Raw genomic sequence first — 18,815 nt, 5'->3', positions numbered from 1 at the left:
TTAATGCCTCATATCAGTTTTTTGAGTATCAACTTGCAGTTAAAACTGATAGAAATATACAGAGACAGATTTACAACAGAACATTTTGGATTATGAAAAATTAGTTAAATTCAGTAAATTACCAAGCTCTCCTATAAGATGACCCCTAGGATTATTCTAAGTACAACATTGCTTTAAAAGCTACTGTGCTTGTACTTAAAATAGATGAAGCTTTGCGATCGCACTTGAGGAGAAAAATTTTTCGATTTGCTAACACAGAGTTGAAAAAATTCCGATGCCTGAATTTCCGGCATCTCAAGCTCCATATAATAGTTGAAGAAGTGAAACAAAAAGAAACATCATAAAATCCCTCTGCTGCCACCTCTTCTCCAACAAACTTCTGTATTGGCAATGGATGTAGGGTTTACCCTCAAGTTATTGCCCCTACAAACTTAATTTTGGCAGACACGATTTTATCGGTCTGGTTGGCATCTACGCGGTTCCATTCAACTTTTGATCATGGGAGAACACGGAATTTATGGCAAGACTAGAAACCCGTACTGAACCAATGGTGCTGAATATGGGGCCACACCACCCCTCAATGCACGGGGTTCTGAGGCTAATTGTCACATTGGATGGCGAGGATGTCATTGATTGTGAACCGGTCATCGGCTACCTACACCGAGGTATGGAAAAAATTGCCGAGAACCGCACCACTGTTATGTACGTCCCCTACGTTAGTCGATGGGACTATGCAGCGGGAATGTTTAACGAAGCTGTTACTGTTAACGCCCCAGAAAAGTTAGCTGGTGTGGCTGTACCAAAACGCGCCAGCTACATCCGCGTCATTATGCTAGAACTAAATCGCATCGCCAACCACTTGCTGTGGTTCGGCCCGTTCCTGGCTGACGTGGGCGCACAAACTCCCTTCTTCTATCAGTTCCGAGAACGGGAGATGATTTACGATTTGTGGGAAGCGGCTACAGGCTACCGGATGGTAAATAACAACTACTTCCGCGTTGGTGGTGTAGCTGCTGATTTGCCTTATGGTTGGGTAGATAAGTGTCTCGAATTTTGTGACTACTTTTTACCTGTAGTTGATGAATACGAAAAGTTAGTTACCAATAACCCCATCTTCCGCCGTCGTATTGAAGGTATTGGCACAATTACCCGCGAAGAAGCAATTAACTGGGGGCTGTCTGGCCCTATGTTACGCGCTTCTGGCGTGAAGTGGGATTTGCGTAAAGTTGACCATTACGAGTGCTATGACGATTTTGACTGGGACGTTCAGTGGGAAACTACTGGTGATTGTTTAGCCCGTTACATGGTGCGGATGCGAGAAATGCGCGAATCCGTGAAAATTATCAAGCAAGCCATCAAAGGACTACCCGGCGGCCCCTACGAAAACCTAGAAGCTAAACGCCTAGCTGCTGGCAAAAAATCCGAGTGGGATGCTTTTGATTACCAGTTTATTGGCAAGAAAGTTTCCCCCACTTTTAAAATGCCCGCAGGTGAAATTTATGCCCGTGTCGAAAGCGGTAAAGGTGAATTAGGCATTTATCTCGTTGGTGATGATAATGTCTTCCCTTGGCGCTGGAAAATTCGCCCAGCAGATTTCAACAACTTACAAATTCTGCCTCATTTATTGCGGGGTATGAAAGTTGCAGATGTTGTGGTGATTCTCGGTAGTATTGACGTAATCATGGGATCTGTAGACAGATAAGCGATGATTCTTTTAGGGTAGGCATTTTGCCTGCCCTAAAATACAAAGTAATTGGAAGTGAAAATTTAATAGAGAAACTGACTTAGGAAAAATTGATTCATTAATAGAAAACGCGATCGCCAAAATAATAAATGCGAAAGCAAAATCTATTTCTGCAACTCCATTTATAGAAAATGCGATCGCAATTATGGTGATTGCCTCTCTAGGAATTAGACAAGCTTTAGGCAGACTCGATGATGATACGCGTTCTAGCTTGGCGATTTTCTGTACTGCTCGCAATTTTGGTTTAGCTTTGTTTATCGCTATTTTGAATCATGTACAACAGCAGGTGATATTAACGCTGGTGGCTTATGTGATTTTGGGAGCTTTTGCAGGCGTTCTTTACTCATAAGTCGCACATCGAGTAAAGACTACTATAAAAAAGTTTTGCCCAAATCATTCCATAAGTAGAAATTGTATAGCAAATATATCTTTTGTTCGGCAGAGATAAATTATTTATCAAACTTTTACTCTGGGGGGATCACCAACTCTAAATTTAGGAGAAAACCATTCATAGTTTCGTTGAAAGACTTTTGGGCATGGAAAAAATTCAAAATGCTTAAATAAATCACGGCGTTACTGTTAGCGCAGCTTGGCGTTAGCCATATCATGGGATGATTTCGCCCAATTTTGAACGTATTTCCAACGGTTTCAACGACCAATTCATCCCATACTTATGCAACGCTATAAATCCTACTCCGCAAACATAGTCATCTCCTACTAATTATGCATACACCTATTACCCTATTAATTCCCCCAGAGCATTTAGGATTAAATGGAGAAGATAATCAAAGTACTTTAGCAAAACGCAATCAGTCCTTAACTTATGACTTATTTGCACCAGAAATAATTGCTAATCCCTATCCATTGTACAAACGTATCCGCGAAGAAGATCCAGTTCACTATGAAGCATCTTTGGGCTACTGGATTTTAACTCGATATCAAGATGTAGAAGCTGCCTTGCGAGATGAACGGCTTAGTTCTGACCGACGGACTTTGTTTATTCAGCAATTGGGTAATCTAGATGTCAGTTTGATTCAAAACTTTTTGCAACTGACGGGTAACTCGATGATTGAAAAAGATCCACCTGATCACTCGCGGATGCGAAAACTAGCGAATCAAGGCTTTACAACCCGTGCTTTAGAAAGCTGGCGGAGCATTATTCAAAAAACGACTGATACCTTATTAGATCAAGTGCAACATCAGGGTTATATGGATATTGTCTCTGACCTATCTGTACCCTTACCTAGCTTAATTATCGCCAAGATTTTTGGTGTACCAGAAAGCGATCGCGCTAACCTAATTAAGTGGGCAACGGATACCAGTTCTTTCTGGGGTGCTCCATCTAAGAACATAGAAGAATTGGCGCGGAAAGCTGATACTAGTGCTGCTCAATTCACGGCTTTCATTAACCAACTCGTAGCTGAACGCCGTCAAAAACCAGGAACAGATATGATTAGCTTGCTGACAATGGCTTACACAGAGCAAAACCTGGATTTTGCAGAATTACCTTCCCTGTGCATTCTCATTCTCAATGCTGGCCGTTCAACTACTACTGATTTAATCCCCAATGGGGTATCAGCTTTGCTCAATCATCCCCAACAGCTACAGAAACTCAAGGATAATCCCGCCCTTATCTCATCAGCGATTGAAGAAATCATCCGCTATGACAGTTCGGTGTCCTTTGTATTTCGCATTGCCAAAGAAAATATAGAAATTGGTGGTCAAAAAATTCCCGCAGGTAGTGTGATTGCATTGGGATTAGCAGCAGCTAATCACGACCCAGCAAAATTTCCTTTACCAGACAATTTTGACATTGAGCGATCGCCTAATGAACATTTAGGGTTTGGCCCTGGTATCCATTTTTGTCTAGGTGCAGTTTTGGCTCGGATGGAATTAAATATTTGCTTCTCTACTTTGCTGAAGCGGTTTCCAAATCTTCAGTTTGATTCGACAAGACCCCCCGTTCCCCGTCGTAGTACCTTAGTTTTTAAGGGATTTGATGCTTTACCTGTGCGGTTCTAATGAGTCAGCTACCCATAAACTCAGAAACACCTGAAAAGTTATCTACCAATGACTTAGCAGCAGATCGGACAGAACTAGCTAAATACCGCAGTCGGGCAGCAGCAGACCGCACATTAATGGCGTGGATACGCACCTGTCTTTCGTTGATTGGTTTTGGTTTTGGTATCCCTACCATTGTCAGAGCGATTGAAAATACTCGTCTTAGTCATCATCTTAACCCAGTCAGATTTTCGGTGATTGTGGGGTTGTCTTTCATTGGTACGGGAATGTTGGCAATGGTTTTAGGGTTGAGAGAACACCATCGGTTACTTAAACAAATCCAAAATAATCACTATACCTATGAAACTTCTCACAGTGCGGAAATTATCGGAGTGGCTTTACTCATAATTGGCTTAGTTAGTTTTATTGGTGTGCTAATTAGGGCAATGAATTTATAAATTAACCTCTCCTAAAGAGGACATAGAATTTCGGGGCTTTTGTTAAAAATTACATATTCTCAAGAGGTCTGATTTATGTCTCTGCGTGAATACAAACCAGGAAATACTTTCCCCGGTGTCATCGGTCGGACAGTTGATAAATCTAGTCCAGCTTGGCCAGAACCGTTGCGATCTAAAGAAGGTACACCCAACGTCCTATTTATCGTTTTCGATGATACAGGCTTTGGGCAATTTGGATGTTACGGAAGTCCCATCAAAACACCCAACCTAGACGCACTAGCCGCCAATGGTTTGCGCTACAACAATCTACACACGACGGCGTTGTGTTCACCCACCCGTTCTTGCCTTCTCACTGGGCGCAATCACCATTCCAACGCCATGTCCTGCATCACAGAAGGTTCTACCGGTTATCCAGGTAGTAATGGGAATATTCCCTTTGAGAATGGGTTTCTCTCGGAGATATTACTACAGAAGGGTTATAACACCTATGCGATCGGGAAATGGCATTTAACCCCCTCAAACCAGCTATCTGCGGCTGGCCCCTATGACCGTTGGCCTCTCGGTCGCGGTTTTGAACGTTTTTATGGTTTTCTGGGCGGAGAAACCCACCAGTATTATCCAGATTTGGTTTATGACAACCACACCGTTAAGCCAGAAAAGACCCCCGCAGAAGGCTACCATTTAACCGCAGACTTGGCAGACAAGGCAATTAGCTTTATCGCTGATGCCAAGCAGGTTGCCCCCAATAAACCCTTTTTCATGTATTTCTGTCCTGGTGCGATGCACGCCCCCCATCATGTGCCGAAAGAATGGGCTGATGCCTACGCCGGACAGTTTGATGATGGCTGGGAAGCTTACAGGGAAAAGGTTTTTGCCCGTCAGCAGGAAATGGGGATTGTCCCCGCAGATGCTGAACTCTCCCGCCATGATCCCGATGTCCCGCACTGGGATTCCCTCTCAGCCGCAGAAAAACGGCTCTATGCTCGGATGATGGAAGTATATGCTGGCTTTTTAACTCACACTGACCACCATATCGGTCGCTTACTCGATTTTCTTAAATCTATTGGTGAGTTCGAGAATACTGTAATTATGGTGATTTCGGACAATGGGGCAAGTTCTGAAGGGGGGCCAACTGGTTCAGTTAATGAGAACCTCTTTTTTAACAATGTACCAGAATCCCTAGAGGAAAATCTCAAGGCACTAGATAAGCTAGGTAGTCCAGAAACTTTCAACCATTATGCTTGGGGTTGGACTTGGGCAGGTAATACGCCTTTCCGTCGTTGGAAACGGGAAACTTATCGGGGTGGAATCAGTGATCCCTTAATAGTCCATTGGAATCAAGGCATTGAGGCAAAAGGTGAAATCCGTACTCAGTACGCTCATGCTATTGACCTAGTACCGACTGTGCTGGAATTACTGGAAATTGAACCACCAACAACGATTAAGGGTGTTACTCAATCTCCCATTGAAGGTGTCAGCTTTGCCCATACTTTTAATCATAGTACCGTACCTACTAAGCACCTGACCCAATATTTCGAGATGATGGGACATCGTTCTCTTTACTATGATGGTTGGCGGGCGGTTTGTCCTTGGCCTGGCCCCTCATTTGCAGAAGCAGGTCAGTTTTTTGGTGAGGCGATTTCGGCAGAAACTCTGACGGATTTGGATACTCATCATTGGGAACTGTATCACGTCGCCTCAGATTTTTCGGAAAATCATAATATTGCGGCTGATAATCGCCCTAAATTAATTGAAATGATTGCCACTTGGTACGTAGAGGCGGGTAAATACAATGTGTTGCCTGTGGATGGCAGAGGCGTACAACGATTTGCAGAAGAACGTCCTCAGATTGCCGTCAATCGTAGCCGCTATACTTACTATCCTGATACTCAGGCAATCCCAGCCAATAGTGCCGTCAAGTTGCTTAATCGTTCTCACAGTATTACGGCTGATGTGGAAATTCCCACAGGTGGCGCAGAAGGAGTATTACTGGCTCATGGAGGTAATGATAGTGGCTACTCCTTCTATGTCAAAGATGGCAAACTGCACTGGGTTCATAATTATGTAGCGCGATCGCTCTATCATGTCGAGTCTGGGTCATCTGTGCCGGAAGGTCGTCACCAGTTGCGCTTTGAGTTTAAAGTCACGGGTCAACCAGATTTAGCCAAGGGGAAAGGAACGCCAGGTTGCGCTGAACTTTATATCGATGGGAAATTAGTTGGGCAAGCCGATGTCCCTGTAACTACTCCCTTAGCACTAGGTCTGACCAGTGGTGTGACTTGTGGAATTGCCCCTGGTGCGCCTGTAACACCTGATTATGAACCGCCCTTCAAGTTTACGGGCAAGATTTATAGTGTGATAGTGGATGTTAGTGGAGATTTGATTCAAGATAAGGAAGCTGAAATGCGTACCATTCTGGCACGACAGTAGAGAGTCAAGTCGCTTATCTACGAGACGCTGCGCGAACGCTCCAATTAAAAATTATTAATTAAAAATTGCAAGACGCTTGCGGACTCACTAACGCTACGCTATCAGTGGAGCCATGCACCATCCCTTATTACTGGTTCTCGTTAAAGTCACTATTTTTTCTCTGATGTTAGCCATAGGGTGCAACTTCTCTTTTGAAAAGATGCGCTCCTTCTGGCGAAAACCTGCTTTAGTATTCCGTGCGCTTTTAGCGGTTGTTGTGCTGGTTCCTTTAGTAGTTATTCTCCTGTTGAAACTGTTTAACTTACCATCGGCAGTGATGATCGGATTGGCAATACTTGCAGCTTCTCCGGGTGCGCCTCTGACCACAAAGCGATCGCAACAGGCTGGAGGCAGCTTCCACTACTCAGCAAGTCTTCAGCTAACTCTGGCAATACTTGCGGTTTTTGTTACTCCCATCACTTTGGCGATTTTTACCGCCTTATTTGCGAGTATTTCACCAAAGGTGGCAATTTTAGAAGTTGCCCGACAAGTGATTATGGTGCAGTTATTACCTGTTAGTGTCGGTATTTTGATGCAAAAGTTCGCGCCTACATTTACCCAACAGGTTGCTAAACCCTTGACTTTTATTGCTAACAGTCTCTTTTTGGTGCTGGTTGTTTTAGTGTGCATCTTAGGGCTGCCAATGTTTTCCAAAGTTGGGGAATTACCACTGGTAGCGATCGCAATTATGGTGATTGCCTCTCTAGGAATAGGACACGCTTTAGGCAGATTTGATGATGATACCCGATCTACCTTGGCGATTTTCTGTATTGCTCGCAATTTTGGTTTAGCTTTGTTTATTGCTATTTTGAATCATGTACAACAGCAGGTGATTCCGACACTGGTGGCTTATCTAATTTTGGGAGCTTTTGTAGGTGTTCCCTACTCAATCTGGAATAAACGCAGATTAGCCGGATTACCGCAGGAAAACTAACCCGTTATGAGTCAACATTAAACCTAAGAATTTTAACTCAATTTCTTACTGTCCCGCGCACACGCTCCGCCTGACAATCTCGCAGCCAAGCTTTTATTCCTTGGGCAACTGTACCATTGCTACTATCTCGTGGTGGTGTGGGTGGTTGTTTGTTAGCCAAGGAACCAGTTTGAGTCAACATCATTACCAATTGCCAACCATTTTGAGTTTTTGTCAAAAACAACCAATGAAATTCTTCTAATTCAATTGCTTTTCTGTCTATATATTGCCGTTCTAAAGTAGTAAAAAAAACTTGCTCAACTCCCGTTGTAGAACTTTTTTGCTCACCTAAATCATCACCAGCAGGATTTAAGGGTAGAGGTTGAAACTCAGGTCTACCTGCTAACACCATATAGCTGTAAGTATCACTACTTCTTTTACGACGACGAGCGCGTTGACTGGCGCGATTGGCATAGCCCGGTAAATCTCGCAGAAGTTCATTAGTTAATGTTTCCAGATTTTTTTCTCTACAAGCAGACTTTACACCGCTGTCTGCGGCTAGAGAACGAGTAAGTTGTTGTGAGAATGGTGAGTTGTCAAGACTATTGGCAATTACTAGGCAGAAGGTAGAAACTATGAGGGGGAGTAAGGAAGCAACTATTTTCATGCTTGGTTGTGGGATTTTTTCGTGGGTGATTGACTTGAAATGTCATTGATCATTTGTTAGCGGTTATTTTCCCCCTGCACTCTGCACCCCTGCTTATTTTGTAGTTAACTCCTCAGAAATTCGCTTCCAGGCTAACTCAGGTTCAGCCGCCGCTGTGATTGGACGACCAATTACTAAATAGTTTGCACCAGCTTGAATGGCTTGGGAAGGAGTGAGCGATCGCTTTTGATCACCTTTTTCTGCCCAAGTTGGACGCACTCCAGGACAAACTAGTAAAAACTCATCACCGCAGTTTTGCCGCAACTGTGACACTTCTTGTGGTGAACATACTGCTCCATCTAGTCCTGATTCTTTCGCCATCAATGCCATTTCTAGGGCAAATTCGGGTAACTCTAGAGGAATTTTTAAGTCAAAAGCCAACTGCCTAGTAGAAATACTTGTCAGCAGCGTAATTGCAATTAATTTAGGTGGTTTCACACCTGCTTGGGTTGCACCTTCTTGGGCTGCTTGTGTAGCTGCGTTGAGGGCATCTCTACCAGATGTAGCATGAATTGTCAGTAAATCTACACCATAACGCGCCGCACTGCGACAAGCCCCAGCCACCGTATTGGGAATATCGTGAAATTTTAAATCTAGAAAGATGCGCTTTTGCCGAGACTTTAATATTTCTAAAATTCTCGGCCCAGTGCTAGTAAACAACTCTAAACCAACCTTCCAAAAACTGACTGATTCTAACTTGTCTACCAAAGCGATCGCACTTTCCAAATCAGGCACATCCAAAGCCACGATTATTTTGTCATTTGTCATGAGTTTTTTATTCCCTACTCCCCACTCCCTACTCCCCAATTTACGGTACTAAACGCACAAACTTATTTTTACCAACTTGCAGTACTCGTCCGTACAACTCACTAGGCTCCTGGTAAGTGATATCAACATCGGTGATGCGATCGCCATCTAAGCGTACACCACCTTCTTGAATTTTCCGCCGACCTTCACCTGTACTTTTACACAAGCCAGTGGCGTTGAGTATAAAAGCCAACTTTGCTGGAAAATGGGGTATTTCTGCCAGGGAAAATTCAGGAACAGCACCTTCCTTACCGCCACTTTTAGCTGCTTCTTTGGCTTCATTTGCGGCTTGTTCGCCGTGGTATTGTTTGACCACTTCCCAAGCTAACAGCATCTGGCGATCGCGCGGATTTTCTGGCAATTTATCTAAAGGTAAATCAGTCAGAAGTTCAAAATACTGCGCCAGCAAATTATCGGGAACCCCTTGTAACTTCTGATATTTTTGTCCTGGATGTTCCGACAAGCCGACATAATTACCCAAAGACTTCGACATTTTCTGCACGCCATCTGTACCAATTAAAATTGGTAGCAGTAAACCAAATTGTGGTGTTTGCCCAAAATGACGTTGTAAATCCCGTCCCACAGCAATGTTAAACTTTTGGTCAGTTCCCCCTAGTTCTACATCTGCTTCAACGGCCACAGAATCATAGCCCTGCATTAACGGATAAAGGAACTCATGCAAGAAAATCGGATTCTCTTTTTTATAACGTTCAGCAAATCCTTCCTTAGCTAACATTTGCCCCACCGTCATGGTAGAAAGTAACTCCAAAATTTTTCCTAAATTAAGCTGGGAAAGCCATTCGGAGTTATAGCGCACTTCTAAGCGTCCTGGTGTGTCAAAATCCAAAATAGGGCGCACTTGGTCTAAGTAAGTTTGAGCATTTTGTGCCACATCGGCTTGGGTCAGTTGGCGACGCACCTCAGATTTACCTGTAGGATCACCAATGCGAGCCGTAAAATCACCGATAATCAGAACTGCCGTATGACCAGCATCTTGAAACGCTCGCAGTTTTCGTACTGGTATGCTATGACCAAAGTGAATATCAGCACCCGTAGGGTCAATTCCCAATTTTACCCTCAGAGGTCTGTTACTATTTGCTAGGCGTTTCTCTAAACTTTCAATTTCGCTATTAATATCAGTCGGTTGGGGGAATACTTCTACTATCCCACGATGCAGCCAAGAAAAATCTTGCGCCATAATAGGAGATTCGCTATTAACTACACTTTTTATTTGAGAAGTTAGGTTGGTTACATTCACTGGCAATTTGTCCGTTTTTTCATCTGCCAAATTAATATAATTGCAAAAAATTAACCACCTTGCTGCATTTCGATGAATTACAGTTAAATTTACAAGTGAGGAAGTGATATCACCGTGTCGTCTAGGACTCTTGAAAATAAGCAGCCACAACGTCGGCCTTCATCTGGTTTTGAGTTTTTGAAAGGCGTAGGTCAGATAACTGGCGGTACTTTGTTATCTATAACCATGCTGACAAGCTCTATTGTAGCTGGAGGGCTAGTTGGTTTAGCAATTAGTTTCCGCAATTTGCCAGATGTCAGACAACTGCGTAACTTCTTGCCATCAGAAACGACTTATATTTATGACATTAAAGGTAAATTGCTTGCCAGTGTTCACGGGGAAGCTAACCGTGAGGTTGTACCTTTAGATAGAATTTCGCCCAATTTAAAACGGGCGGTACTAGCCAGTGAAGATGGACATTTTTACTCTCACCACGGGATTAATCCTACAGGTGTAGGACGTGCCATTGTAGTTAACGCCGTAGCAGGTGGTGTGAAAGAAGGTGGTTCTACCATCACCATGCAGTTGGTCAAAAATTTGTTTTTGTCGCAAAAACGCGCCATTACTCGAAAATTAGCCGAGGCTGTTTTGGCCATTCGGCTAGAGCAAATTCTTACCAAAGACCAAATTTTAGAAATGTACCTCAATCAAGTGTATTGGGGTCACAATAATTACGGTGTACAAACAGCTGCACGTAGTTACTTTGATAAGTCAGCCGAAAATTTAACTATTGCTGAATCTGCTATGATGGCAGGTTTAATTCAAGCGCCAGAGGAATTTAGCCCCTTTGCGAGTATGAAGCTGGCCAAACAAAAGCAAAAAGAAGTATTGGGGCGGATGCTGGAATTGAAGTGGATTACCCAGCAGGAATATGATGATGCCTTAAAGCAAGAGATTAAACTAGGCAGAATTAGGTCTTTTCAAGGTAGTGCTTTACCTTACGTTTCTAACACTGTGTCTCAGGAATTAGCGAAGAAGTTTGGACGTGACGCATTACTCAAAGGTGGGATGCGAGTTCAAACTACAGTTGATGCTAAATTCCAAATTATGGCTGAAGATACGGTGAAAAAATGGCATAACAGTTTACTTGAACAAGGGTTATACAAAAATCAAATTGCTCTGGTAGCCATTGATCCGCGCACCCATTTTGTCAAAGCCTTGGTAGGTGGTGTAGACTCTAAAGTTAGCGAGTTTAACCGAGCTACACAAGCTCAACGTCAGCCTGGTTCTTCCTTTAAACCATTCGTTTACTATACAGCTTTTGCTACTGGTAAATACACACCAGATTCAACAGTAGATGACTCTCCTGTGAGCTATCGAGATGGTAATGGTTGGTACTATCCCAGAAATTACGATGGTTCATTCCGCGGGCCGATGCCGATTCGGACTGCCTTAGCGCAGTCTCGCAACATCCCTGTAATTAAAATAGGTAAAGCTGTTGGGATGTCTAAAGTTATAGAAACTTGTCGGACTTTAGGCATTATGAGTCCGATGGAACCTGTAACTTCGTTGCCATTAGGTGCGATCGGTGTGACACCATTAGAAATGGCAAGTGCTTATGCTACTTTTGCTAATTATGGGTGGCAGTCATCACCAACAATTATTGCCCGTGTGACGGATAGCAGTGGTAATGTCTTACTAGATAATACTCCTAAACCTCAGTTGGTTCTTGATCCTTGGGCTGCTGCTGCAATTATTGATACGATGCAAACAGTAGTTAACTCAGGAACTGGTAAAGCGGCGGCTCTTGACCGTCCAGTGGCGGGTAAAACCGGTACAACTTCATCAGAAAAAGATATTTGGTTTGTTGGTACTGTGCCACAATTAACAACTGCTGTCTGGGTGGGTAGAGATGACAACAGACAATTAGCCAGCAGTGCAACTGGTGGCGGTATGGTAGCACCTATTTGGAAAGATTTTATGACTAAGGCTCTCAAAGGTGTACCAGTAGAAAAATTCAAATCGCCTTCTCAGTTTCCTCGCCCTAAATCAAATTAAAAGCATTTTTTCAAAAGCCAACGACAGGTGTAGACAGGCGCGGAGGGGAAGTTTCTTCTCTGCGCCTTTGCCTTTCTGCACGAAAGTCTTTGATACCAAATACTTAATTATCTCTAGGGCTGTTTTTCCAGTTCGGCTTTCATCCGTTCTAGGGTGAAGTTCATTTGATCAAACATCTGTTGTGGAGTTATGCCAAACTGACCTAACTGGGTTTTTAACTGTTCTACTGTCATTTGCGCCATAAAATCTTCTGATAGCTCGAAACGCTTCATAAAGATGCGATAGCGATCCATCATGGTTTCCATTTGGTCAATAAACAGCTTTTTGCCTTCGCGGTCAAATTTGCCATAACTGTTACCAAGTTTGATTAGGGCTTGGTAATCTTCAAAAAGCTCTTTTGCTTCTTGCTGAACTATCTCAGAATCAAAGAATCCCATGTTGCTTATATTTAACTGAGTACTGACACTCAGCAGCTTATAGTGATGCTTATGTTTTTATTCTAGTCTAGGGGATTCATATAAAAAACCAACTTCGGTTAAAGTACGGTTTTTCATCTTGATTCCAACACTTGACTTTATTTGATTTCTGTTAATTTGATTATGTTCTAGATTGAAAAAGAGAGTGGTAAGTAAGGCTTTGTATCTCTAAGGATTAGCGGCTTTAAAGGTATTACATTGCTGCGGATCACCTGTTTGAATACCTCGCTTAAACCAGCTTACCCTTTGGGCGGAACTGCCGTGGGTAAAAGATTCTGGAACTACATAACCCCTAGCTTGCTCTTGTAAGCGATCATCACCAATACTACTAGCAGCATTTAAGGCTTCTTCGACATCACCAGTTTCCAGAATTTGGCGCGATCGCTCGGCGTGATTTGCCCAAACTCCCGCATAACAATCTGCTTGGAGTTCTTGGCGCACAGACAACTGATTTGCTTCTACCTGATCGGCTCGTTGTTGTAGCGATCGCACTTGATCGGAAATTCCCAACAAATTCTGGACATGATGTCCAACTTCATGGGCGATAACATAAGCTTGAGCAAAATCTCCTGGTGCTTGATAGCGATTCTTTAAATCACGGTAAAAGCTCAAGTCAATATACACTTTTTGATCTTGCGGACAGTAAAATGGCCCTACTGCCGAACGTGCAAAACCACAAGCCGATTCCACCGCATTAGAATACAGCACTAACTTCGGATCAACGTATTTTTCACCACTTTGTTGAAATATTTCACTCCAAGTATCTTCTGTATCAGCCAGCACTACGGAAACAAAATCAGCCATTTGGTCTTGGGCTGGTGTCTGCGGTGACTCCGTGACTGGGCGATCGCTAGGTGAGTTATTCTGTTCTAAAATTACTCTAGGATCACCACCTAATAGCGCCACCACCAGCGATAGCAGTAGTGCGCCAATCCCACCACCAACCACGGGAGCCGAAACTCGCATTCCCCGCTGATCTTCGACGTTTGTACTCCGACGACCTAATTGCCAACGCATAATTACTACTTGTCCAAATCACCAACAAAGCCAAGTTTGCAGTAAGTAAGATAAAATCTATACTTACCTTTTAGGCTGATATTACCGATTTCAGGCGTTAAATTCTTCTACCTGGGGTTAAACTAGCAACAAACAACTGTAATTCTTCAGATAGGTTGTTAATAGGATAAAGTTCAGCTAATCTGCACAAATATTCATCAGGAAGAAAAATTTATGGGACTGTTTGACCAAATTCTCGGTGCTGTTACTAATCTCAATCAACAAGGTGGTTTAGGTCAACTAGGCGATATTATCAACACCTTACAACAACTGAGCGATCGCACTGGTGCAGATTCCTCAACTATCCAAACGGTTTTGGGGATTGTGGGCAATTATGTACGCTCTTCTTTACAAGAAAAGCAAGCTACCAGCGGCGCAGATGAAGCTCAAGCTTTAGTAAATCAATATGCTGGTACTTCTCCTAATCCAGAAGCTGTAGATTCGCTGTTTTCTGGGGAGATGCAGCAACAAGTAGCTGAAACAGTTTCTCAGCGCACTGGGTTAGATACTGGAACTATTCAACAATTACTACCTTCAATAGTGCCAGTAGTTCTGAATTTTTTACAATCAGGTGCTAACGCTCAAAATCCCCAATCTGGTAGTAATTCTATACTGAGTAGCTTTTTGGATGCAGATGGGGATGGCGATGTGGACATTACAGATGCGATTCGCTTGGTTAGTAAGTATCTCGGCAAATGATAGGGTTTGTTTAAACAAAATACATACGTTCATTCTGACGACTGACGTATGTATTCAGTAACATACTTTTGCCTTTTGCCTTTTACTTTTTAACTTTTTTATTAGCCGCCACTCACAGGTGGAATCAGTACCACTTCATCACCATTTTGCAGTAATGTATCTGGTTCAACAAAGATTAAATTGATCCCAAAGCGAGTGATGTCACGCCATTTAGCGAGTTCTGGGCGTTCTGCAATCAGGCGATCGCATACAGCTTTTACAGGTGTAGCTTCAGGAAATTCCAAGACCAATTCTGAAATTCCAAAGGCTTCTTGATAAGCAGCGAATAATTTTACCGTGACTGTAATTGCAGATTTAGACATACAAAAGCTTGGTATTCTAGAACTTTTCTCAATCTAGAGTTTCCCAGACCTAACAATGACACAGCAAGTTGAGAAACTGCCATTTGTATTCACTAGCACAAATTAGATGTTGCTAATGTGGTTAGCAAAAATACTATCATCCATTCGTCCAGAAAAAATGATGAGAAAATTAAACTGAACCAATGCAAAAGGTTACTTGTTAAGGCTGGAGAATATTCCCGCATTACTCCCAAGTTGATACATCTCTTAGCACATCAGGGATTTCTCCCATCTCTAGGGGAAATTCCAACAAAGTTTCTCTGTAACCTAAATACCCAGACTCAGCAAATGACAACAGCATTCGCTTGAGTGCAAACCAAACTTCTGACTCATATTCCCAATCACTATAGCGCGAAGCCCGACCCGCAATGGAACGTAGCGCCCAAAAATAAGAATTTCTCACCACCGAACCGCCTTTCTTAAACTCTGGCAAGTCTTGATGGTGAAGAAATAATACTTGATTGTCGATTCTGGCTTTCATACCAGCCATTTTAATTGATTGAGACGGAATATCTCATATCTACAAACTGGAATTTAAGCCTAAACGGAAAGTAAATCCAGGACTATAAATGCGATTCACTCGCTCGTATTGCTCACCCAGTAAGTTTTCTAAATAAACTGTCAGTCCTAAATTGCCCGCTACAGGAATGCGACCACTAAAGTCTAAGTTGAAATAGGATGGGACAAAATCTGTATTTTGGTCTCCGGCTCTATTAAATAAGGCTCGACGCGCACCACTGTTGTATGTCATATACAAGTTAGCTTGCCAACCAGAATTTTGATACCCAATACCACCTTGCAGTAAAGAATAGGGAATCAAACCTAACTGTAAGCCTCTTTCTGTACCTGTTTTAATTTGAGCATCTGTATAGGTATAGTTGAGAAAAGTTGACCAGCCAGAATTTAGTTTTAGTTGTAAGGCTGCCTCTAAACCATTGGTATCTACTAGCCCAATATTTGTCCATCGTCCGGCTATTACGCCCAAACGATTATCTATGCTGCTGCCGAAATAAGTAAACTGTCCAGTCAAATTTTCTGCAAATTTGACATCGACTCCCGCAGTCCAACTAGAGCCTGTTTCTGGGTCTAAATCGGGGTTTGGTTCCCAACCATGCACTGTGTCATAAACATATAACTGGTCTAGTCCGGGGTTGCGTTGTCCGCCAGCCCAACTTCCGCGCATGGCTAGTGTTGGTGTGAGGGCATAACGTAAGCCCACACTAGGATTGAGATAATTACCAAACTTTGTATCAAAGCTTTGTCTGAGTCCTAAATCAAGTTGAAAATTTTGGCTGAGATTCCAACTATTGACAGCAAATAGAGCTGTGTTTAATAAATCTCTGTTTTCAGTTTCATTATTAGTAATGCGATTTGGGTCGCTACTGAATACATCACCATTTAAGTTAGTATTTTTTAAATCCAATCCCCAACGTAATTTATTGCTCTGGCTTAATTGCCACTCATGGTCTACTCTGGCTGATAACTGTTGTGTATCTAAAGCACCTGTACGATAAAAGTTACCTGTCGGGCCATAAGTACTGAAATAGTCTTGATTGTAACCAATTGTAGTTGTGAGATTGGAGCGATCGCCATTACCTAAACGAGTTTTCCAAGATAAACCAATATTCAAGCCATCATGGTCTAAACGGTCTCTTTGTAAAGGGAAACCAAAAAAGATTAAACCTCGACGGCTACTCAGGGCGGTAACATCTAAATTCAAAGTATTTCGAGAATTTAAATCTAAACCAATGTTGCCAAAATAACTGCTTGTGGCTGTATCTGCATTAGATAAAAAACCTTGAGAATCACGGTTAGCTGCGCCTACAGGAACACGATAACGGTTATCGGTAAAAAATCTTTCAAAACTGAAATTATATCTAGCCGCACCAACTGAACCACCAAAACTAGTCTGTTGATTATTTAAGCTGAATGAGCCATATTCCACACTACCCGTTAGCTTTGGTTTGCCATAACCTTCTTTGGTGATGATATTCACAACGCCACCAAAAGCTGAGGAACCATACAAAGTAGAAGCGACACCACTAGATAATTCTACTCGCTCGATTGATTCCACAGGAATACTATTTAAATCAGTTGTGCCATGATAAGTGTTGACATTATTATTAATCTGTCTGCCATTAATCAAAAATACAGACTGATTAATTGAAGCGCCTCGATAATATGTACCTGTGTGAATATCTGCACCACGACCAACATCATTAATCGCAAAACCAGGCAATCTTTTTAACACATCAGCAACGCTAGTAGCACCCTGCTTTTGAATTTCTTCTTTTTCGATTACATAAACAGGTGTAGAGCCAGAGAAAGTATCTTGTTCTCCAATTACCTCTGTAGAAATATCTGCATCTTCAACAGTTTGTGTTTCTACTTCTGGCTGATTTTCTGGATTAAATTCTATATCATTACTCGTTTCTTGAGTTAATAATTCAGCATTAATAATAGGTAACTCAATTTCTTTTAAGTCAGGAATACTTGTCGTTATTGGCGTTACTTCATTGCCAGTTTGTTGAATTTCAATTTCAATGGCTTCAGCAGGCAAAGTTATGAACAAATTTGGTAAAGCAACTAGCAGCCAATAATTCTTTCTCACGTTTTGTCTCACACCCAGTAAAAACTATCACCAATGGGTATTGTTACGGTTATTGCAAAATCTTGTCAAACGACAACCTGTCATATTTACAGGAAGTAATTGTTGAGAAAAGAAGCAAATATTATGGTATAAAAAGCTATAAAAATAGAGTCATGATTCTCATTTCTGTAGGGACGAACAGCCGTTCGCCCTATTTGTGAATTATTCAAGCGACTTCAACTGCAAGTTGAATTTCGTATTGCAAGCGCTGGAGTAGATCTATAGTTGTTTCGTAGGCAACTTTTTGGTTCTTGTGTTCAAAGTACTCAGATGCCTTGTTCAAATCAGCGATCGCTCTTTGATGGTACCCTAGATAATACTGAGCAATACCTCGATTCAGGTAAGCTTGGCCATTACTGGGATCTAGCCGAATAACTTCCGAAAAATGATTGACTGCGCCTGTGTTGTCGCCATTACGACCACACACACAACCAAGGTTAAAATAAGCTCGATAATCCTTAGCGTTGAAACGAATCGCTAAATTAAAGTCGTGCATTGCTGCGGGTAAATTATGCAGATGAAAATGAGCTAAACCCCTATCGTTGTAAATATCTGCAAATAATACATTGACTACTTGAGGGATTTGCGTTAATGCCAGATTAAAATCATTAATGGCCGATGTGTGATCACCCAGGGTGTTATGAGCTACGCCTCGATTATAGTAGGCACGAAAATCATGAGGTTTGTGAGCGATCGCTAAATTATCATCGTCAATAGCACTGATATAATTACCTTGCCGGTAATGTGCTAAACCCCGATTTAGATACGCTTCCAGATTATTTGGGGAATAATTTATAGCTGCGGTACAATCAGCGATCGCTTGATGGTAATCTTGTAAATAGAGATAAGCAAGACAGCGATTACTGTAAGCAGAAGTGGTTTTTCCTTGCTGTTCAATTACTTGGTCAAAATGCTCTATCGCTTCCTCATAGTTACCTTGCTGCATCTGTATTACACCTAAATGAAACGAATCACTTGTTATTTTTTGGGTAAGCAATGTAGGTGATGTAGGTAAAAACTGAATAGCAAAAGTTAGAGGAAACACAACTAGCAAACTGAATAAAAACCGCCCAAAATTAGTCATAAGTACTAGCGACAATTTCGGCAACAATAAAATCGGCGGGACAATTAGCCCCGCAG

17 protein-coding genes are annotated in these 18,815 nt (G+C 42.2%); 8 read left to right on the top strand and 9 right to left on the bottom strand.

The genetic code is table 11. The features are described 5' to 3' along the window. The first annotated feature begins 517 nt into the window (after nucleotides 1-517). The 6 genes from NCWK1_RS20960 to NCWK1_RS20935 all read left to right on the top strand — a co-directional run bounded on the left by NCWK1_RS20960 (nucleotide 518) and on the right by NCWK1_RS20935 (nucleotide 7,606). Nucleotides 518-1,702: an NAD(P)H-quinone oxidoreductase subunit H gene (locus NCWK1_RS20960; protein ID WP_096578886.1), complete on the top strand. Its 1,185-nt coding sequence runs from the start codon at nucleotides 518-520 to the stop codon at nucleotides 1,700-1,702. Between the two features lie 187 nt (nucleotides 1,703-1,889). Continuing rightward, nucleotides 1,890-2,093: a hypothetical protein gene (locus tag NCWK1_RS20955; protein WP_245894962.1), complete on the top strand. Its 204-nt coding sequence runs from the start codon at nucleotides 1,890-1,892 to the stop codon at nucleotides 2,091-2,093. 374 nt (nucleotides 2,094-2,467) lie between these two features. Then, a complete protein-coding gene (locus tag NCWK1_RS20950) occupies nucleotides 2,468-3,766 on the top strand; it encodes a cytochrome P450 (protein WP_103126041.1) in 1,299 nt (432 codons plus the stop codon). Continuing rightward, nucleotides 3,766-4,203, top strand: coding sequence for a YidH family protein (locus tag NCWK1_RS20945; RefSeq protein ID WP_103126040.1), 438 nt, complete (start codon nucleotides 3,766-3,768; stop codon nucleotides 4,201-4,203). Before NCWK1_RS20950 ends, NCWK1_RS20945 begins: the two co-directional genes overlap by 1 nt. 75 nt (nucleotides 4,204-4,278) lie before the next feature. Then, nucleotides 4,279-6,633: an arylsulfatase gene (locus NCWK1_RS20940; RefSeq protein WP_103126039.1), complete on the top strand. Its 2,355-nt coding sequence runs from the start codon at nucleotides 4,279-4,281 to the stop codon at nucleotides 6,631-6,633. A 112-nt stretch (nucleotides 6,634-6,745) separates the two neighbouring features. Next, the gene (locus NCWK1_RS20935; protein WP_103126038.1) at nucleotides 6,746-7,606 is read left to right on the top strand and encodes a bile acid:sodium symporter family protein; all 861 of its coding nucleotides are present in this window, start codon (nucleotides 6,746-6,748) and stop codon (nucleotides 7,604-7,606) included. 37 nt (nucleotides 7,607-7,643) lie between these two features. Here the strand turns inward: NCWK1_RS20935 and NCWK1_RS20930 are convergent, their stop codons facing one another. From NCWK1_RS20930 to tyrS, 3 genes are all read right to left on the bottom strand, one after another. Beyond that, on the bottom strand, nucleotides 7,644-8,252 hold the full coding sequence (locus tag NCWK1_RS20930) for a hypothetical protein (RefSeq protein WP_103126037.1): 609 nt from the start codon (nucleotides 8,250-8,252) through the stop codon (nucleotides 7,644-7,646). Nucleotides 8,253-8,345: 93 nt separating this feature from the next. Further along, nucleotides 8,346-9,059: an orotidine-5'-phosphate decarboxylase gene (gene pyrF / locus NCWK1_RS20925; protein WP_103126036.1), complete on the bottom strand. Its 714-nt coding sequence runs from the start codon at nucleotides 9,057-9,059 to the stop codon at nucleotides 8,346-8,348. A gap of 40 nt (nucleotides 9,060-9,099) precedes the next feature. Further along, nucleotides 9,100-10,296 (bottom strand): tyrosine--tRNA ligase, encoded by a 1,197-nt coding sequence (tyrS, locus tag NCWK1_RS20920; RefSeq protein WP_103126101.1) that lies wholly within the window; start codon nucleotides 10,294-10,296, stop codon nucleotides 9,100-9,102. Nucleotides 10,297-10,470: 174 nt separating this feature from the next. On the opposite strand from tyrS, the gene NCWK1_RS20915 reads away from it, so the two are divergent. Beyond that, nucleotides 10,471-12,393: a transglycosylase domain-containing protein gene (locus tag NCWK1_RS20915; RefSeq protein ID WP_096578900.1), complete on the top strand. Its 1,923-nt coding sequence runs from the start codon at nucleotides 10,471-10,473 to the stop codon at nucleotides 12,391-12,393. A gap of 113 nt (nucleotides 12,394-12,506) precedes the next feature. On the opposite strand, the gene NCWK1_RS20910 is transcribed toward NCWK1_RS20915, so the two are convergent. Both NCWK1_RS20910 and ypfJ read right to left on the bottom strand, forming a co-directional pair. Continuing rightward, the gene (locus tag NCWK1_RS20910) at nucleotides 12,507-12,830 is read right to left on the bottom strand and encodes a DUF1825 family protein (protein WP_103126035.1); all 324 of its coding nucleotides are present in this window, start codon (nucleotides 12,828-12,830) and stop codon (nucleotides 12,507-12,509) included. A 207-nt stretch (nucleotides 12,831-13,037) separates the two neighbouring features. Then, nucleotides 13,038-13,886, bottom strand: coding sequence for a KPN_02809 family neutral zinc metallopeptidase (gene ypfJ / locus NCWK1_RS20905; RefSeq protein WP_103126034.1), 849 nt, complete (start codon nucleotides 13,884-13,886; stop codon nucleotides 13,038-13,040). A 213-nt stretch (nucleotides 13,887-14,099) separates the two neighbouring features. Here ypfJ and NCWK1_RS20900 point away from each other — a divergent pair, with 213 nt between their 5' ends. Next, nucleotides 14,100-14,624 carry a DUF937 domain-containing protein gene (locus NCWK1_RS20900; RefSeq protein WP_103126033.1) on the top strand — a complete coding sequence of 175 codons (525 nt, stop codon included), beginning with the start codon at nucleotides 14,100-14,102 and terminating at the stop codon, nucleotides 14,622-14,624. 101 nt (nucleotides 14,625-14,725) lie between these two features. On the opposite strand, the gene NCWK1_RS20895 is transcribed toward NCWK1_RS20900, so the two are convergent. The 4 genes from NCWK1_RS20895 to NCWK1_RS20880 all read right to left on the bottom strand — a co-directional run bounded on the left by NCWK1_RS20895 (nucleotide 14,726) and on the right by NCWK1_RS20880 (nucleotide 18,759). Continuing rightward, nucleotides 14,726-14,986 (bottom strand): MoaD/ThiS family protein, encoded by a 261-nt coding sequence (locus NCWK1_RS20895; RefSeq protein WP_096578908.1) that lies wholly within the window; start codon nucleotides 14,984-14,986, stop codon nucleotides 14,726-14,728. Between the two features lie 223 nt (nucleotides 14,987-15,209). Further along, nucleotides 15,210-15,506, bottom strand: coding sequence for a hypothetical protein (locus tag NCWK1_RS20890; protein ID WP_103126100.1), 297 nt, complete (start codon nucleotides 15,504-15,506; stop codon nucleotides 15,210-15,212). A 39-nt stretch (nucleotides 15,507-15,545) separates the two neighbouring features. Further along, on the bottom strand, nucleotides 15,546-17,636 hold the full coding sequence (locus NCWK1_RS20885; protein WP_103126032.1) for a TonB-dependent receptor plug domain-containing protein: 2,091 nt from the start codon (nucleotides 17,634-17,636) through the stop codon (nucleotides 15,546-15,548). Between the two features lie 205 nt (nucleotides 17,637-17,841). After that, nucleotides 17,842-18,759 carry a tetratricopeptide repeat protein gene (locus tag NCWK1_RS20880; protein ID WP_103126031.1) on the bottom strand — a complete coding sequence of 306 codons (918 nt, stop codon included), beginning with the start codon at nucleotides 18,757-18,759 and terminating at the stop codon, nucleotides 17,842-17,844. Nucleotides 18,760-18,815: the final 56 nt, after the last annotated feature.

This window comes from Nostoc cycadae WK-1, assembly GCF_002897135.1.
Taxonomy (GTDB): Bacteria; Cyanobacteriota; Cyanobacteriia; order Cyanobacteriales; family Nostocaceae; genus Nostoc_B.
This window is presented reverse-complemented; position numbering and strand designations above follow the sequence as displayed.

Excerpts from the sequence above, each read along its gene's own strand:
- NCWK1_RS20950 (WP_103126041.1), top strand. The coding sequence starts at position 2,468 with ATGCATACACCTATTACCCTATTAATTCCCCCAGAGCATTTAGGATTA.
- NCWK1_RS20945 (WP_103126040.1), top strand. The coding sequence starts at position 3,766 with ATGAGTCAGCTACCCATAAACTCAGAAACACCTGAAAAGTTATCTACC.
- NCWK1_RS20880 (WP_103126031.1), bottom strand. The coding sequence starts at position 18,759 with ATGACTAATTTTGGGCGGTTTTTATTCAGTTTGCTAGTTGTGTTTCCT.
- NCWK1_RS20955 (WP_245894962.1), top strand. The coding sequence starts at position 1,890 with ATGGTGATTGCCTCTCTAGGAATTAGACAAGCTTTAGGCAGACTCGAT.
- pyrF (WP_103126036.1), bottom strand. The coding sequence starts at position 9,059 with ATGACAAATGACAAAATAATCGTGGCTTTGGATGTGCCTGATTTGGAA.
- NCWK1_RS20930 (WP_103126037.1), bottom strand. The coding sequence starts at position 8,252 with ATGAAAATAGTTGCTTCCTTACTCCCCCTCATAGTTTCTACCTTCTGC.
- NCWK1_RS20890 (WP_103126100.1), bottom strand. The coding sequence starts at position 15,506 with ATGAAAGCCAGAATCGACAATCAAGTATTATTTCTTCACCATCAAGAC.
- NCWK1_RS20940 (WP_103126039.1), top strand. The coding sequence starts at position 4,279 with ATGTCTCTGCGTGAATACAAACCAGGAAATACTTTCCCCGGTGTCATC.
- tyrS (WP_103126101.1), bottom strand. The coding sequence starts at position 10,296 with ATGGCGCAAGATTTTTCTTGGCTGCATCGTGGGATAGTAGAAGTATTC.
- NCWK1_RS20935 (WP_103126038.1), top strand. The coding sequence starts at position 6,746 with ATGCACCATCCCTTATTACTGGTTCTCGTTAAAGTCACTATTTTTTCT.
- ypfJ (WP_103126034.1), bottom strand. The coding sequence starts at position 13,886 with ATGCGTTGGCAATTAGGTCGTCGGAGTACAAACGTCGAAGATCAGCGG.
- NCWK1_RS20895 (WP_096578908.1), bottom strand. The coding sequence starts at position 14,986 with ATGTCTAAATCTGCAATTACAGTCACGGTAAAATTATTCGCTGCTTAT.
- NCWK1_RS20960 (WP_096578886.1), top strand. The coding sequence starts at position 518 with ATGGCAAGACTAGAAACCCGTACTGAACCAATGGTGCTGAATATGGGG.
- NCWK1_RS20900 (WP_103126033.1), top strand. The coding sequence starts at position 14,100 with ATGGGACTGTTTGACCAAATTCTCGGTGCTGTTACTAATCTCAATCAA.
- NCWK1_RS20910 (WP_103126035.1), bottom strand. The coding sequence starts at position 12,830 with ATGGGATTCTTTGATTCTGAGATAGTTCAGCAAGAAGCAAAAGAGCTT.